The organism is Shinella sp. WSJ-2 (assembly GCF_003432075.1).
Taxonomy (GTDB): domain Bacteria; phylum Pseudomonadota; class Alphaproteobacteria; order Rhizobiales; family Rhizobiaceae; genus Shinella.
In genome coordinates, this window is the sequence record NZ_QWBU01000006.1 from 126382 (window position 1) to 143723 (window position 17342).

Here is a 17342-nt window from a genome sequence, read left to right on the forward strand (position 1 = left end):
TAGGAAAGAAGCAACCGGCTGCGTAAAATAGGCCGCCCGGCTCTCTTCGGGCGATGGAGGAGAGGAGCAGCCATTTCGTGAAAGTGCGCCACGCCCTGGTGTTCGCGGTACTGCCGATCGTTGTCGTCCTTGCGATCCTGCAAGGCGGAACACTGGTGACGCGCAGCTATATGGATGAGGCGTCGTCGCAGGCCAGTTCGGCCTTGCGTTTGGCGGTTGCCGCACTGGCTGGCCATCTCCGCCGATACGAGCCTCTTCCCTCACTCATCGCCGATCATGATGATATCGAGGCACTGCTGCAGAAGCCGGACGACCCCTCCCTCCGCCGCGCCGCAAGCAACTATCTAAAGGAAATCAATGGATTGCTGGAGTCCTCCGACATTTATGTGATGACTCCTGACGGCAATACGATCGCCGCCAGCAACTACGACATGCCGACGACCTTCGTCGGGCAGAACTTCCACTATCGCCCGTATTTTCAGGATGCGATCAAGGGAGATCGAGCGCGCTTCTATGCCCTAGGAACCACATCACTAAAACGAGGCTACTATTTTTCTTCACCTGTGGAGGTGGCTGGCAAGATCCTCGGCGTCATCGTTTTCAAGGTGGACATCGATTCCATCGAGACGTCATGGCGCGGCGGGGAATACAAGATTTTCGTCGCCGATCCTGAGGGCATCATCTTCATGACCGGTAGCCCGGAATGGCTCTATACCGGGATTCTACCATTGGATGCGCCTCGACTTTCGCGCACGCAGGCCTCTCGGCGGTATGCGGAAGCCAGGCTGCGGCCACTCTCTCAGACCGAGATGGTTTACCACGGTCAACGTTTGATGAGCATCACATCGAACGGCGTTACTCACGAATATATCCGGCTCTCCCAATACATGCCTGAAGCGGATTGGACGGTCAATGTTCTGCTGGACACGGCATCGGTGCGCGCGCAGGCGCGCACCACACTGATTGCGATCGTGCTCTTCATCTGCCTTGCCGGTCTGGGTGCCGCCGTTCTCCTGCAACGTAGAAGCCGCGTGGTGGAGCGCCTGCGTTTGCAGGAGGAAACCCAAAACGAACTGGAGCGGCGTGTCGAAGAACGGACGGCTGCTCTTGCCCGCGTCAATGAGCAGATCGAACTGGAGGTGTCGGAACGACGTTTGACCGAACAGGAGTTGCGCAAGACACAGGCTGACTTGATCCAAGCCGGCAAATTGGCCGGCCTTGGCCAGATGTCGGCAGCGCTTTCGCATGAGTTCAATCAGCCGCTCGCCGCCGCAAAAACCTATGCCGATAGTGCCGCCCTGTTGATGGACCGCGGCCGCATGCCCGAAGCGCAAGACAATGTCCGCCGCATTTCAAGCCTCATCGATCGCATGGCGTCTATAAGTCGGCACTTACGCAACTTTGCGCGCAAGCCGAATGAGAAACTTGGACCGGTTCTCCTCTCCAGTGTGATTGCCGACACACTTGAAATCGTAACACCCCGACTCAAGGCAGCGGATGCAGAGCTGGTGCTTCAGTTTGAAGAAGACGGTTTGGCTGTTCAGGCCGGACCGGTCCGTTTACAACAGGTTCTTGTCAATATTATCGGCAACGCGGCGGATGCCGTGGAAGGTCTGGATAACAGGGAAATCCTGCTGTCGGCTAGCCGGGTGGATGGGCGCGCTGTCATCACAATACGTGATCATGGACCCGGTGTGGCCGCAGCGATTGCCGAGCGCATCTTCGATCCGTTCTTCACCACGAAGGGCGTCGGCAAGGGGCTTGGCCTCGGCCTGTCCATTTCTTATAATATTATCAAAGACTTCGGGGGGGATTTGTCGGTGATGAACCATGCCGAGGGTGGTGCCGTATTCCGGCTTGTGCTTGACCTGGCAGGCGCTGCGCGTGAGGCGGCAGAATGACGGAACCGTGTGTTCTTCTAATCGATGACGAGAACGAAATGCGCCGTTCCTCTGCTCAGGCACTGGAACTTTTCGATCTCACGGTCGAGACGTTTTCAAGTGCCGAGCCGGTTCTGGAGCTTATCGGCTATGCCTTTAATGGTGTCGTGGTGAGTGATATCCGTATGCCGGGCATGGATGGTATGACGCTGCTTCAGCGGATTCGCGAGGTCGACCCGGAAGTGCCCGTGATCCTAGTAACCGGGCATGCGGATGTGCAACTCGCGGTCAGCGCCATGCGAGCTGGCGTTTATGACTTTATCGAAAAGCCGTTTGCGGCACAGCATTTGGCGGCCGTCATCCGGCGAGCGATGGACCGCCGCAGCCTCGTTTTGGAGAACCGCCGATTGCGCGCCGTTGCCGGTAAGCGTGACGATATCGAAGCGCGGCTGCCGGGGCGTACCCAAGTTATGGTGGACTTGCGCTACAGGCTGCGGGCCATCGGCGCGACCGATGCGGATACGCTCATCATCGGGGAGACAGGTGTCGGCAAAGAGGTTGTGGCACGGGCGTTGCATGATGTCAGCAGTCGCGCAAGTCGACCATTTATCGCGATCAACTGTGCCGCCCTCCCCGCGACTCTGATCGAAAGCGAGTTATTTGGCCACGAGCCCGGTGCTTTTCCGGGCGCGCTTCGGCCACGCTACGGAAAGTTTGAGCACGGGCGTGGCGGTACGATCCTGCTCGATGAAATCGGGTCTATGCCCTTTGATTTGCAAGCGAAATTTCTCCGTGTCCTGCAGGAACGCATCATTACGCGGCTGGGTTCGAACGAGCAGATTCCGCTTGATGTGCGCTTCATCGCGACCAGTAAGGTCGATCTGGAGGCCGAGGTTGCTGCTGGTCGTTTTCGAGCTGATCTCTTTTACCGGCTTAATGTTGCGACGCTCCGTGTGCCTTCGCTTGCGCAACGACAGGCCGACATCCCCCTCCTCTTTCTGCAGCTGGTGCGCGAGGCGTCCGCGCGATATAATCGCAACGATATCGACGTGCCGCCAGAGTTGATAACGGACATTGCCACGCGTGGTTGGCTCGGCAATGTTCGGGAGTTGCGCAATGCCGCAGACCGCTTGGTGCTCGGTCTTTCCCCAACGCCGGAAGACGGTCCACCTGACACAGGCCCGCAGCGTCTTGCAGATCGTGTGGCATCCTACGAGCGAGGGCTGATTGCGAGTGCACTGGTCGCCCATGGGGGGAGCCTGAAGCCGGTTTACGAGCAACTCGGTGTTTCCCGTAAGACGCTTTACGAGAAAATGCAGAAATATGGGCTCGATAAATATGCTCGTTTGGACGCCTCTCAGGACGATGCCTAATGGCTGATGGGTGGATTCCCACCCATGGACCGCGCGCTTTGTCCCTTAATTCACCCATCCTGGTCGGGTTTACTGCCGTAAACAGCGCGTCATCGAGTCAGCGAGCTTGTTCCTCCGGTCGCATCATTCACTCTGGAGGCAACCAGAAACGGCGCGGGAGGAGCTGCGCCGGCTGGTCGTTTCATCTCGGGAGGATTTGATGAAGACCTTGAAATCCCTGTTTGGCGTTTCTGCAGCTGTTGCCGCCACCTTGCTCGCGTCGTCGGCGCTGGGCCAGACTTACCCGGAGCGCACGATTACCATGGTTGTGCCCTTCTCCGCCGGCGGCCCCACGGATACGGTTACGCGTCTTGTCGCGGAAGCTATGTCGAAGGACCTTGGCCAGCAGATCGTCGTGGAGAATGTCGGCGGTGCGGGTGGCACGCTCGGTGCTGGTCGTGTCGCGAGCGCCGATCCAGACGGTTACACCCTGCTGCTGCACCATATCGGCATGGCGACCAGCGCGACGCTCTATCGGAAGCTGGCCTACGATACGCTGAACGCTTTCGAGTATGTGGGTCTCGTCACCGAGGTGCCGATGACGATCGTCGCTCGTAAAGACCTTGAGCCAGGCGATCTAAAGGGTCTGGTTGACTATATGAAGGCGAACAAAGACACCGTGACCGTGGCCAACGCCGGCATCGGTGCGGCGTCCCATCTCTGCGGCATGATGCTGATGAGTGCGCTCCAGACCCAGTTTACCACCGTTCCATACAAGGGTACTGGGCCCGCCATGACCGACCTCCTGGGCGGCCAGGTCGATGTGATGTGCGACCAGACGACCAACACGACGAAGCAGATCCAGGGCGGCACGATCAAGGCCTATGCCGTGACCTCCCCTGCCCGCCTTGGCAACCTGCCCGATATCCCGACAGCTGAAGAAGGTGGCTTGCCCGGTTTCCAGGTCGGCATCTGGCACGGCATCTATGCGCCGAAGGGCACCCCGAGCGAGGTGACGGAACGGCTCTCGAAGTCGCTGCAACTGGCGCTGAAGGATCCCAACGTCATAGCCCGTTTCGCTGAACTGGGTACGGCCCCCTCCTCCGATTCTGACGCGACGCCGGCCGGATTGAAAGCCAAGCTTGAGGGCGAAATCACCAGGTGGAAGCCGGTGATCGAGGCCGCTGGCCAGTACGCCGACTGATCAAACCCGCGGGATAAGCATCGGGACGGCGGTCAACACCGTCCCGATGCCAGCCATTGTGCGCGCTCTCGGGAACGCCGGGAGAAGGGGATCTCATGAAAAACCTGCAGTTCGACAGCACCAATGCGATATGCGGCCTGACCTTCATCGCTCTCGGATGCTTCTCTATTTATCAATGCCTTAACTTGGAACTTGGCACCGCGCTCCGCATGGGCCCGGGCTATTTTCCACTATTTTTGGCGGTCATCCTGACACTTCTTGGCGCGATCGTTCTCGTGCAGGCAACCCGTGTTCAAGGTGAGCCGATCGGGCCGATCGCGTTGCGCGGCATGCTGTTCATCCTGCCCGCGCCCGTCTTTTTCGGGCTGACGGTGCGCGGTCTCGGCTTCGTGCCGTCGCTGTTCTTCGCCGCCCTGATCGCGGCCTTTGCTTCATCGCGAATGAAGCCGGGTATGGCGGTGGTTCTTGCCGCCGCGATTACGCTCTTCTCCGTCGCGGTGTTCAGTTATGCCCTCGGCCTGCCGTTCGAACGGTTCGGCCCGTGGACCCGGCTCTAGGAGGCGCGATATGGATCTCATCAGCAATCTCGCACTCGGCTTTTCGACGGCCGCATCGCCAGCCAACCTCGCCTTCTGCCTCATCGGCGTTTTGCTCGGCACGTTGATCGGCGTGCTGCCCGGCATCGGTGCGACGGCGACGATCGCCATGCTCCTGCCGATCACCTTCCAGCTGGAGCCGGTTTCCTCACTCATCATGCTCGCCGGCATTTATTACGGTGCGCAATATGGCGGCTCCACAACGGCGATCCTGATCAACATGCCTGGGGAATCTTCGTCCGCCGTGACCGCCATCGACGGCTATCAAATGGCGCGCAAGGGCAGGGCAGGTGCCGCACTTTCCATCGCGGCTCTTGGCTCTTTTTTTGCCGGCACGGTCTCGACCTTTCTGGTAGCGATCTTCGCCATTCCGCTTACGGCTATCGCGCTGAAATTCGGTGCGGCGGAGTATTTTTCCCTGATGGTCGTCGGCCTCGTCTCCTCCATCGCGCTTGCCCATGGCTCCATAGTCAAGGCGCTGGCCATGGTGGCGCTGGGTCTACTTCTCGGTCTCGTCGGGACGGATATCTATACTGGCACGCCGCGGTTTACCTTGGGCATTCGCGAATATGCCGACGGTCTCAACTTCGTCGCTGTCGCTGTGGGTGTTTTTGGCATTGCGGAAATCCTGCGCAATCTGGAAGGCGAGAAGACCCGGACACTGGTGATGGCGAAGGTCTCCGGGCTGTGGCCGACCAAGGACGATTTCAAGCGGATGGCAGCGCCCGTGCTGCGCGGCACGGTCATTGGCTCGGCCTTGGGCATCCTACCTGGAGGAGGGGCGATCCTCGCCGCCTTCGCCTCCTATACGGTGGAAAAGCGCGTTTCGGACCACCCGGAGGAGTTCGGCCACGGCGCCATTGCCGGCGTCGCGGGACCGGAATCGGCCAACAATGCGGGTGCGCAGACCTCATTCATTCCCTTGTTAACGCTGGGTATTCCGGCCAATCCTGTCATGGCGCTGATGGTCGGGGCGATGATCATCCAGGGGATCGTACCTGGGCCGAACGTCGCCGCGGAGCAGCCGACGCTCTTCTGGGGCATCATCGCCTCCATGTGGATCGGCAATCTGATGCTCGTGGTGCTGAACCTGCCGCTGATTGGCCTCTGGGTGAAGCTCCTGACGGTGCCTTACTACGTGCTCTTCCCGATCATCATGGCGTTCTGCTCGATCGGCGTCTACAGCGTGAACTCGAATGTCTATGACCTCTACGCGGTCGCGCTATTCGGACTTGGCGGGTACTTATTGGTCAAACTTCGCTGCGAGCCTGCGCCGCTGCTGCTCGGCTTCGTGCTTGGGCCGTTGCTGGAAGAGAACCTGCGGCGCGCCATGATCCTGTCGCGCGGCGACCCGACCACGTTCGTGACGCGTCCGATCAGTGCGATCCTCCTGGCGATTGCGCTTGCGGTACTCGTTATCGTCTTCTTGCCGTCGGTCAAAAAGAAGCGCGAAGAGGTGTTCCAGGAAGAGGACTGAGGCCGACATTTGGGTAAACAGGGAAGGGCGGCCGTGAGCCGCCCTTGTCATTTTCAGCGATATTGCGTCGCAGCGGAAATCAGGATAAAACTTGATAATAAAATGAAGGAATAATTATTCGGCATGACCTTTCAGCCGCGTATGCAAAACAGGATCGAAGGCTTTTCGGTGGTCGGCGGCCTTAATCGGCGGCACTGGAATGGCATCGTCGCTGACGTCTGGAATGTCGAATGCGCGCCGCACGCCGGGGGCTATTATGTCGGCCAGGATCCACGCCTGTTCATCCTTCTCGATAAGCGAGGCCCCGGGCCGTCCCGCACGCGGGTGGCGCCTGGAGGGGCAGAGACGGTCGGCGATTGGGCCCGCTGCCCGATCTCCTATATCCCCGCCAATTTCGAGCTCTGGGCGGATCTTGCCGACCACCGTTTCATGCGTCATCTCGACCTGCATTTCGACTTGGAGACCATAAGCCGGCGGCTGGCCGAGGACCTTGATTCCGAACGCCTGCTGACGCCGCAGCTGTTCTTTACCGATACGAAACTGCTGTCTCTTGCCCAGTTGATCGCCGCTGAAATCACCAATCCGCAACCTCTACACGATCTCTATGGTGACGGGCTTTCGTTGGCGCTGATCATCGACGTGATGAAGTTTGCCAAGGCGTCCGGCCGCAAGCGCAGCAAGCTTGCCAGCTGGCAACTGCGCCGCGCGACCGACTTCATTGAAGAAAACTGCTTGCGCAATATCCGGCTGGAGGAAATCGCCGGCCTGCTCGGGCTCTCGCAATCCCATTTCAGTCATGCCTTCAAGGCTTCGACCGGAGTCGCGCCGCATCAATGGCAGGTGAATGCCCGCCTTCGCCACGCCAAGCACTTGATTTTGAAGGGCGACCAGACGCTGTCGGAAATTGCCGCCGAGACGGGATTTGCCGATCAGGCGCATTTCACCCGTGTTTTCCGCAAGAATTTCGGAACGACGCCCGCCCATTGGCAGAAGGCTAATGTCGGCTGAAGCCGCCTATGTGCGCATCTTCGCAACCTGGAAATTGCCCAAGAACATTCAATTTTCGCGGAATGTGACAATCCCAAGCGTTAAAACTGAGTTAATTACTCATCTTATCGTAACCGGCCCGGAGAGGGACGGTGGAGTTGGGGTGTCTATAATGATCAGGAATACCGGAAATCTGAAAGTTCTGAGATCGGCTCTGGTCGGTGGAACCGCCGCCATCGCTTTGCTGGCGGCATTGCCTTCCTATGCTGAGGGCGTGGAGAGCGCGACGCGCCTCGAAGAGGTTCGTGTCGATCAGGGCGAGGCTGGTGGTGACACAACGGGCATCGATCCGGTCAAGGGCATTGTCGCGAGATCGACCAGAAGCGGTACGAAGTCGACGACGGAACTCAAGGAAGTTCCCCAGTCGGTGACCGTCGTCGGTCGGGAGCAGATTGACGACCAGAGCCCACAGAAGATCGATGAGGCTTTGCGCTATGTTGCAGGTGTCAGTACCTCGACCTACGGCACGGACGCAGATACCGACTGGTTCTTCATTCGTGGCTTCCAGGCCGAGCAGACGGGTGTCTTCCTTGACGGCCTTTCACTTTTCCAGACCGGCTTCGGCACCTTCCTCGTCGATCCCTTCTTCCTGGAGCGTATCGAGGTGATCAAGGGGCCGAGCTCCGTTCTCTATGGTAGCGGAAACCCCGGTGGTTTTGTGAACATGATCAGCAAGCGGCCGACTGACGAGCCGCTTCGCTACGTCGAAACCGGCATCAACAACTTCGGCAACGGTTATCTCGGCCTGGACTTCAGTGACAAGCTCGGCAGCAGCGACGTCATGGGCTACCGTGTCACCGGTAAACTGTCCGGCGGCGGCTGGGAAACCGACCATGCCAAGGATTTCCGCGGCACGATCGCCCCGAGCCTGACCTGGAGTCCGGACGATTCCACGAGCCTGACGATCCTCAGCTCCTATCAGAACATCGATCTGACGCACACCAGCACCGGCTTCCTGCCCTATGTCGGCACGGTCGTCGATTCGCCGAATTTCGGCCGGATCCCGCGTGACTTTTTCTATGGTGACGAGGACTTCGACGCTTACGAGCGCCAGCAGGCGATGATCGGCTATGAGTTCGAGCACACGTTCGACAACAACTGGACAGTCCGCCAGAACGTTCGCTACGCGAATGTCTCGCTGAAGGAAGATGCGCTGTATGCCAATGGTGGGTCTTTTGCCGATCCGACCAAGCTCGCTCGTTACCGCTTTGCGCATGATACAGATGTCGGGTTGCTGACGGTCGATAACCAGCTTGAAGGTGAATTCGCGACGGGTGGACTTGAGCACAGGCTGCTCGTCGGGCTGGACTACCGGCACTACGACATCGATCAGGTTCAGGCGACCGGCGGTTTTGTTCCCGGCGATCTGGACATCGACCCACATGATCCGGTTTACGGCAATGTCGACTTACCCGATCTTTTCGATCCCTACGCCGACAACGAATTCAAGCGGGATCAGATCGGTATCTATGCCCAGGATCAGATCAAGTTTGGCGGGGGCTGGGTTGCCACCCTGAACGGGCGTTACGATTTCGTCTCGACGAAAATCGATGATCGAACGGCGGCGGGTCTCGGCTCGACGGATACCGATAATAGCAAGTTCACATGGCGCACGGCGCTTGCCTATGAGTTTGACAATGGCCTGACACCCTATGTCAGCTATTCGACCTCCTTCAACCCTGCGACGTCGGTCGATCCGTTGAACGGCCTGCCGGATCCGGACGCGGGCAAGCAGTGGGAAGCGGGCGTGAAGTACCAGCCCGATTTTATGGATGCTCTTATCACCGCGGCCTATTTCGACATCACTCGGGAAAACGTCGTCAAATCCGAATTCGTCGGTGGTATGAGCCGCTACTACGCCATCGGGGAAGTAGAGGCGCGAGGCTTCGAAGCCTCAGTTCAGGCGAACGTAACCGAAGGCCTCAAGGCCATCGCTGGCTTCACCTATATCGACATGGAAGTCGTCAAGGACCTTCGGCCGGAACTGGTTGGCAACACACCCGTTCAGGTTCCCGACCTGAGCGCTTCCTTCTGGCTCGACTATGCCTTCCAGAACGATGCCCTCAGCGGCCTGAGCGTTGCCGCTGGTGTCCGCCATGTCGGCAAGTCCTGGGCAAACGACGCAAACACCCTGCGGGTGCCGTCCGCCACCCTGGTGGATGCGGCGATCCGCTATGAAAAGGACAATTGGTCGGTCGCCCTCAATGCGTCCAACCTGTTCGACAAACGGTATATTGCATCATGCCAGAGCGAAGCGAGCTGCGGCTACGGCGCGGGCCGCACGTTCATCCTCAAGGCCAGTACGTCGTTCTGATCGCGCTTTACGGCTCTAAAACAGAGAAAACCCGGCGAATCAATCGCCGGGTTTTTAGTTTACTGCAGGCAACTTAGCGGGCGAGGTTGATCGTGACGCCCGCCGTTTTCAGGGCTGCCGAAACATCGCGAGGTGGGGCCTTGTCGGTGTAGAGGTCGGTGAGAGCGGAGAAGTCGCAGACGCGTACCAGCCCCTGCCGGCCGAACTTCGTGTGATCGGTCACCACCACGGCGCGACGGCCCTGCGCCACCACGGCGCGGGCGAATTCGGCTTCTTCCAGATCATAGTCCATGATGCCGATGGTGGCATCGATCGCGCCCGTCGAGATGACCGCGTGACCGACGGTGAAATGGCTGATGAACTCGATGGCAGAAATGCCGAAGGCCGCACCATTGTCGCTGCGCAGCTCTCCACCCGCCATGTAAACGCGGTTGTCGTTGACGGTCGAAAGCGTGCGGGCGATGTCGGAGGAATTGGTCACCACCGTCAGTCGTCGATGTCCGAGCAGTTCACGGGCGAGATAGCTCGTCGTCGTGCCCGTATCGAGCATGATCGAATCGCCGTCGCGGATCGTCGCCGCTACGGCGACCGCGATCGCCTTCTTCGCATCACTGTTTTCGCGCATGCGCTTTTCGAACGGCGCTTCACCGATCAGCGAGGGCAAGGCGACCGCCCCGTGCATCTTCACCACCGCACCGTTGCTCGTCAGCGGCTTGATATCCCGACGCACAGTTTCCAGGGACACGTCGAGCTTTTTGGCGAGATCGGCGATGGTCACCGTGCCGTCTTGCTGGAGAAGGCGGAGGATATCGTTGTGGCGCTTGGAATGGTTCATGTCTTCTGGTCCGCGGAGACGTTTATCCTTTCATAATCGCACAGGAGCGATCTGGCAAGAAAGCGGCAAAAACAGTCATAAAAACAGAAAAAGCCACATTTCAGGATTGACACCCGGTTTCATCCTGCATGAGATTGCCACCCGAAGCGACCAACAAGACCAAAGGGAACGGGCTTCGGAACGGTTTACGGCAGAAGTCCGTGACACCACTTGGGAGAGGGCGTTGATGGACGGTCATATCGAGCTCAGCCGCGCCGTGGAAGATCGCATCCGTGCGATGCCATGCTGGCAGGGCCGGATCACGATTGCGCCGCTGAAGGGCGGCATCAGCAATGAGAGTTATGTCGTCAGCGACGGCGCGGGGCGCCATGTCGTGCGTTTCGGCAAGGATTATCCGTTCCACCATGTCTTCCGCGACCGCGAGCTGATGACGGCACGGGCGGCCCATGCGGCCGGTTTCGGGCCGGAGGTGCGCTATGCGGAGCCCGGCATCATGGTCTCGGCCTATCTCGGGGCGAAAACCTTCGGGGCAGGGGATGTGGTGGCAGAGTGCCGGCGCGTCGCCGATCTCCTTCGTCGTTTCCACACGCAGATGCCGTCGGAAATAAGCGGGGCGGCCTTCCTCTTCTGGCCGTTTCATGTGATGCGCGACTATGCGCGCACGCTGAAGGCCGGAAACAGCCGCATGGTGCCGCATCTGCCTGATTACATCGCGCTGGCCGATGAACTGGAGGCAGCGCAGGCGCCGCTGCCCATCGTCTTCGGCCACAATGATCTTCTGCCCGCGAATATCCTCGATGACGGCCGGAAACTCTGGCTGATCGATTTCGAATATGCCGGCTTCTCCACCGCCATGTTCGACCTTGCCGGCGCGACCTCCAATGCCGGGCTTTCGCCCGACGAGGCGGAGGATTTCCTCGACGCCTATTTCGGCGGTGCGCCGGACCCTGCGATCCGCCGTTCGCACGCCGCCATGCAATGCGCCTCGCTGTTGCGCGAGGCGATGTGGAGCATGGTCTCCGAACTGCACCTCACCGCGCCCGGCGCCGATTATGTCGGCTACACGACAGAAAATCTCGACCGTCTCGAAAAGGCGCTCGACCATTACAGAACCATATACGGGAAACCAAAGACATGACCCTGCCATCCCATGCCGAGATCGTTGTCATCGGCGGCGGCATCATCGGCTGCTCGACGGCCTATCACCTAGCGCGCGATCACAAGGCCGATGTCGTCCTGCTCGAGCAGGGCACGTTGACCTCGGGTTCCACCTGGCATGCCGCCGGCCTCGTCGGCCAGCTGCGCTCCTCGGCCTCGATCACCCGCGTGCTGAAATATTCCGTCGATCTCTACAAGGGGTTGGAGGCCGAGACTGGTCTTGCCACCGGCTGGAAGATGAGCGGCTGCCTGCGCCTGGCCACCAACCAGGACCGCTGGACCGAATTCCGCCGCCTCGCCACCACCGCCAAGAGCTTCGGCATGGACATGCATCTGTTGACGCCGCAGGAGGTGAAGGCGATGTGGCCGCTGATGGAGGTCAGTGACCTCGTCGGCGCGAGCTGGCTGCCGACGGACGGGCAGGCAAGCCCCTCCGACATCACCCAGTCGCTCGCCAAGGGCGCGCGCATGCATGGCGCCAGGATCGTCGAAAATGTGCGCGTCACCGGCTTCGACATGGAGGAGGGACGCATCCGGCGCGTGCGCACCACGCTTGGCGATATCGCCTGCGAAAAGGTCGTCAACTGCGCGGGTCAATGGGCGCGGCAGGTGGGGACGATGGCGGGCATCAACGTGCCGCTGCAGCCCGTCAAGCACCAGTATATCATCACGGAAAAGGTGCCCGGCCTCTCGACCGATGCGCCGACCATCCGCGACCCGGATCGCCGGACCTATTTCAAGGAGGAGGTCGGCGGCCTCGTCATGGGCGGCTACGAGCCGAACCCGCAGCCCTGGACCACGGGCGACGTGCCGGACGAGTGGGCATTCCGCCTGTTCGATGATGATTTCGACCACTTCGAGCAGCATATGGAGCAGGCGATCGCCCGCGTGCCGGCGCTGGAGACGGTCGGCGTCAAGCAGATGATCAATGGCCCTGAGAGCTTTACACCCGATGGAAACTTCATTCTGGGCGTTGCGCCGGAATGCAAGAACATGTTCGTCGGCGCGGGCTTCAATGCTTTCGGCATCGCCTCCGGCGGCGGGGCAGGGTGGGTGCTGGCACAGTGGGTCGTCGATGGCGAAGCGCCGCTCGATCTCTGGGTGGTGGACATCAGGCGCTTCGCCGGCATGCACCGCGACCGCCAATGGGTGCTCGACCGCACGTTGGAAGCCTATGGCAAACACTACACGATCGGTTTCCCGCACGAGGAGTACGAAAGCGGCCGCCCGCGCGTCGTCTCGCCGCTCTATGAGCGCCTGAAGGCGCATGGCGCGGTGTTTGGTTCGAAGCTCGGCTGGGAGCGGCCGAACTGGTTCGCGCGCAAGGGTGTGGAACCGAAGGATATCTATTCCATGGGCCGACAGAACTGGTTTGCCGCCGTCGGCGACGAGCACCGCCACGTGCGCGAGGCCGTCGGCATCTTCGACCAGTCCTCCTTCGCCAAATACGAGATGACGGGGCCGGACGCGCTGAAGGCGCTCGACTGGATCTGCGCCAACGATGTCGGCAAGCCGACCGGGCGTCTCACCTATACCCAACTTCTCAACAGCCGCGGCGGCATCGAGGCGGACCTGACGGTGGCGCGTCTTGCCGAGGAAAAATTCTACATCGTCACGGGTACCGGTTTCCGCACGCACGATCTCGGCTGGATCGAGGACCATATCCCCGAGGGCCTCGATGTGACCCTGCGCGACGTGACCGAGGATTTCGGCACGCTCTCGCTGATGGGGCCGAAGGCGCGAGACGTGCTCGCGGCCGTCACCGATGCGGATGTCTCCAACGCCGCCTTCCCCTTCGGCCATGTGCGGGAAATCGCGATTGCCGGCCATTCCGTGCGGGCGCTGCGCGTCACTTATGTCGGCGAGCTCGGCTGGGAGCTGCATGCACCGATCGCGGCGATCGGGACCGTCTTCGATGCGCTGATGGCTGCGGGGGCGCCGCATGATATCCGCCCGGTTGGTTACCGCGCGCTGGAATCGCTGCGCCTTGAAAAGGGCTATCGTGCCTGGGGCTCGGATATCACGCCGAACGACACGCCCTTCGATGCTGGCCTTGGCTGGGCAGTGAAGCTGCGCAAGAACACCGATTTCCTCGGCCGCCGTGCGCTGGAAGCGGTTCAGGGCGAACCGCACAAGAAGGTCTTCGCCGGCTTCACGGTTGATGATCCCGATATCGTGCTGGTCGGTCGCGAGACGATCCTGCGCAACGGCGAGCCCGTAGGCTACCTCACCAGCGGCGGCTATGGCTACACGCTAGGCAAGAATGTCGGCTACGGCTATGTGCGCCGTGCAGATGGGGACGCTGATGAATTCCTTGAAAGCGGTGACTATGAACTCGTCGTTGCCATGGAGCGCACGCCGGCGAAGATACATCTCGAACCACTCTACGATCCAATGGCTGCGCGGGTGAAGTCCTGAGATAGGGGACGAAGGGGCGTATGGCTCTTCGTTCGCTTCGCGGGAGATGACTGCCTTTCGGCTTCTGAGGCGCGTAGAGTGGGTTTTGCCCTATTCTGCGTGTCTCCGGTGCGCGCGCTTGAAATTCCGCTGTAGGGGCGCTCTGTGGCGATTTTTGCAATTTGTCGAGACGGATTTCGCTGGCGCATGCGGCGCTATCCGGTACTCTCACGTGAAAGATATTTCATTGCACACTCTTGATTTCGGATTCTCCATATGAAATATATTTCATTGCGTGAATTATATTGACACGCAATGCATCCTGCGTTTAGGTGCTCATACCGGACTTCGAGGAGGAAGCCCGGTCTTCACTGAGATCAGCGGCGTCGAAACCGACGCCCACGGGCTTTTTGGGAGGGGCTTTGCGCCCCGAGGAGGACACTTGCGCACTTTTTTCACGACGACCGCCATGGCGGTGCTTGCGACCACGCTTTTTGCCGGCGCGGCCGCTGCCGAGACGGAAAATCCGTTCCGCTGCAAGCCGGGCGAAAAATACGTCATGAACGTCATGGTTTCGGGCGTCGAATACTGGTTCCCGGTCTATGAAATGTTCAAGCAGGCCGGCCAGCAGATGGGCTGCGAGACAGAATATACCGGCACGCCGGAATATGACGTCAACAAGCAGATCGCCACCTTCGACCAGGCGCTGGCCCAGAACCCGGCCGGCATTCTCGTACACCCGATGAACTCCGATCCGTTCATCGAGCCGATCAACCGCGCCATCGACCAGGGCACGGCCGTCGTGACGTTTGCCGCCGACTCGCCGCTCTCCAAGCGCGTCTCGTTCATCACCTCCGACAACACCCGCGAAGGCACCTATGCGGCCGACGCGATTGCCGAGAAGATGGGTGGCAAGGGCGAATATGCCGTCCTCGAAAACCCCGGTCAGGACAACCACGACAAGCGCATCGCCGCCTTCATCGCTCGCATGGAAGAGAAGTGGCCAGACATGAAGCTGGTCGGCCGCGCCGCCTCCAACCAGGATCCGACCAAGGCCTATCAGGGCCTATCGAGCCTTATCCAGGCAAATCCGAACCTTGGCGCGGTCTTCATGCCGGAAGCCAATTCGGCGATCGGCGCCGCACAGGCCAACAAGGAAGCCGGCGGCAAGGTCCTCGTCATGTGCGCCGACGTCAACGCCAATATCCTCGACATGATCAAGGCTGGCGAAGTCTTCGGCTCGATCAACCCGAACCAGGGCATGCAGGGTTACATGGGCTTCATGCTGCTGTGGCTCGCCAAGCACCCGGAACTCATCGATCCGATGAACGACGCCAAGCGCTCGGGCTTCAACCCGATGAGCATCCCGGTCGTCGACAACGGCCTGTCGATCGTCACGGCCGAAAATGCAGACGATTTCTACTGGGACAAGTACCTGAAGCGCCGCGGCACCAAGGGTATCGAGGAGTAATCTCCCAAGCGAATACCATCCGCGCCTCGCGGCGCGGATGGCCTCGAAAGGAGAGGGAGGAAGACGATGGCGGAGCCGGTGCTCACCATTCATGGCGTGACCAAGCATTTCGGGGCGGTGAAGGCGTTGACGGATGTCGGCTTCACTCTCGAACGCGGCGAGGTCCATGCACTCTGCGGCGAGAACGGCGCCGGCAAGTCGACGCTGATGAACATCATCGCCGGCGTGCTGCAGCCGACCGAGGGTGAAATCCGCGTCGATGGCCAGCCGGTGCGCATCAGCTCCCCCGCCGTCGCCCAGTCGCTCGGCATCGGCCTGGTGCATCAGGAAATCGCGCTCTGCCCGGATGCGACGGTTGCCGAAAACATGTTCATGGCGGCCACCAACCGCCGCCGCTCGCCCTTCATGAATTACCGCGCGCTGGAACGCGATGCGCAGGCCGTGATGAACCGTCTCGCCGCCATCGATGTTCGCCGCAAGGTCGCCGACCTGCCGATTTCCAGCCAGCAGCTGGTCGAGATCGCCAAAGCGCTGACGCTCGACTGCCGCGTGCTGATCCTCGACGAGCCGACCGCTGCATTGACCGAAACCGAGGCACAGCAGCTCTTTTCGATCATTCGCGATCTCAAGGCGAACGGCATCTCGATCATCTATATCAGCCACCGCATGGCCGAGATCTTTTCGCTCTGCGACCGCGTGACCGTGTTCCGTGATGGGCGCTATGTGTGCACGGATAAGATCGCCGATATCACACCCGACGACGTGGTGCGCCGCATGGTCGGCCGCGAGATCACCCAACTCTATCCCGACAAGCTCGGTGCCGATGAGGTCTCCGCCGAAACCATTCTGGAAGTCGACGACATCGGCGACGGCACGCGTTTCCAAAATGTCAGCTTCAACTTACGAAAAGGCGAAATTCTCGGCATCGGCGGGCTGATCGGCTCCGGCCGCACGGAGATCGCCGAGGGCATCTGCGGCCTGCGTCCCTGTACATCGGGCGCGGTGCGCCTACACGGCAAGGCGCAGAAGATTTCGTCCTATTCCGATGCGGTGAAGGCGGGCGTCGTCTATCTCTCGGAAGACCGCAAGGGCTCCGGCGTGTTTCTCGACATGTCGATTGCCCAGAACATTTCCGTACTCGACCTGAAGGCGCTGACCAATGCCGCCGGCCTCTTGAACGGCCGCGCCGAGGCGACGCTGGCGGAAGATTTCGCGAAACGGCTCGCGGTGCGCATGAGCGGTGTCGAAGCGCCCGTGAAATCGCTGTCGGGTGGCAACCAGCAGAAGGTAGCGATCGCCAAGCAGCTGGCCGTCAACCCGAAGGTCATCCTGATGGATGAGCCGACGCGCGGCATCGATGTCGGCGCCAAGACCGAAATTCACCGCCTGCTACGCGAGCTTGCGCGCTCAGGCATCGGCATTGTCGTCATATCCTCGGAAATGCCGGAACTGCTCGGCCTTTGCGATCGTGTGCTGGTCGTCCAAGAGGGACGCATCGCAGGCGAACTGGGGGTCGACGCGATGTCGGAAGAAGCCGTGATCCGTCTGGCCTCCGGGCTCGGCGCGGCAAGGGCGGCCGATCATGCCGCGTGAGAAGAAACTGGGGGAGCG

The 17342-nt window shown here is 60.4% G+C and carries 12 protein-coding genes; 11 read left to right on the plus strand and 1 reads right to left on the minus strand.

What is annotated here, in order from left to right:
• The first annotated feature begins 77 nt into the window (after positions 1-77).
• The 7 genes from D0Y60_RS15465 to D0Y60_RS15495 all read left to right on the plus strand — a co-directional run bounded on the left by D0Y60_RS15465 (position 78) and on the right by D0Y60_RS15495 (position 9870).
• Positions 78-1901, plus strand: coding sequence for a sensor histidine kinase (locus D0Y60_RS15465; protein ID WP_281048150.1), 1824 nt, complete (start codon positions 78-80; stop codon positions 1899-1901).
• On the plus strand, positions 1898-3253 hold the full coding sequence (locus tag D0Y60_RS15470) for a sigma-54 dependent transcriptional regulator (protein WP_117370859.1): 1356 nt from the start codon (positions 1898-1900) through the stop codon (positions 3251-3253). The genes D0Y60_RS15465 and D0Y60_RS15470 overlap by 4 nt, the downstream gene beginning before the upstream one ends.
• 199 nt (positions 3254-3452) lie before the next feature.
• Complete coding sequence (locus D0Y60_RS15475) at positions 3453-4436, plus strand: tripartite tricarboxylate transporter substrate-binding protein (RefSeq protein WP_117370860.1); 984 nt, start codon at positions 3453-3455, stop codon at positions 4434-4436.
• 95 nt (positions 4437-4531) lie between these two features.
• Complete coding sequence (locus tag D0Y60_RS15480) at positions 4532-4993, plus strand: tripartite tricarboxylate transporter TctB family protein (RefSeq protein WP_117370861.1); 462 nt, start codon at positions 4532-4534, stop codon at positions 4991-4993.
• 10 nt (positions 4994-5003) lie between these two features.
• Positions 5004-6509, plus strand: coding sequence for a tripartite tricarboxylate transporter permease (locus D0Y60_RS15485; RefSeq protein WP_117370862.1), 1506 nt, complete (start codon positions 5004-5006; stop codon positions 6507-6509).
• A 123-nt stretch (positions 6510-6632) separates the two neighbouring features.
• On the plus strand, positions 6633-7517 hold the full coding sequence (locus D0Y60_RS15490) for an AraC family transcriptional regulator (RefSeq protein WP_117370863.1): 885 nt from the start codon (positions 6633-6635) through the stop codon (positions 7515-7517).
• Positions 7507-9870 carry a TonB-dependent siderophore receptor gene (locus D0Y60_RS15495; protein WP_245409196.1) on the plus strand — a complete coding sequence of 788 codons (2364 nt, stop codon included), beginning with the start codon at positions 7507-7509 and terminating at the stop codon, positions 9868-9870. The genes D0Y60_RS15490 and D0Y60_RS15495 overlap by 11 nt, the downstream gene beginning before the upstream one ends.
• 73 nt (positions 9871-9943) lie before the next feature.
• Here D0Y60_RS15495 and D0Y60_RS15500 read toward each other — a convergent pair whose 3' ends face one another.
• The gene (locus D0Y60_RS15500) at positions 9944-10705 is read right to left on the minus strand and encodes a DeoR/GlpR family DNA-binding transcription regulator (RefSeq protein ID WP_117370865.1); all 762 of its coding nucleotides are present in this window, start codon (positions 10703-10705) and stop codon (positions 9944-9946) included.
• A 226-nt stretch (positions 10706-10931) separates the two neighbouring features.
• Between D0Y60_RS15500 and D0Y60_RS15505 the strand changes: the two genes are divergently transcribed.
• The 4 genes from D0Y60_RS15505 to D0Y60_RS15520 all read left to right on the plus strand — a co-directional run bounded on the left by D0Y60_RS15505 (position 10932) and on the right by D0Y60_RS15520 (position 17324).
• Positions 10932-11843, plus strand: a complete 912-nt coding sequence (locus D0Y60_RS15505) for a phosphotransferase family protein (protein ID WP_117370866.1) — start codon at positions 10932-10934, stop codon at positions 11841-11843.
• Complete coding sequence (locus D0Y60_RS15510; RefSeq protein ID WP_117370867.1) at positions 11840-14281, plus strand: FAD-dependent oxidoreductase; 2442 nt, start codon at positions 11840-11842, stop codon at positions 14279-14281. Before D0Y60_RS15505 ends, D0Y60_RS15510 begins: the two co-directional genes overlap by 4 nt.
• A gap of 421 nt (positions 14282-14702) precedes the next feature.
• Entirely contained in the window at positions 14703-15731 is a 1029-nt protein-coding gene (locus D0Y60_RS15515) for a substrate-binding domain-containing protein (protein ID WP_117370868.1), read from the plus strand.
• 66 nt (positions 15732-15797) lie between these two features.
• Positions 15798-17324 carry a sugar ABC transporter ATP-binding protein gene (locus D0Y60_RS15520; RefSeq protein ID WP_117370869.1) on the plus strand — a complete coding sequence of 509 codons (1527 nt, stop codon included), beginning with the start codon at positions 15798-15800 and terminating at the stop codon, positions 17322-17324.
• Positions 17325-17342: the final 18 nt, after the last annotated feature.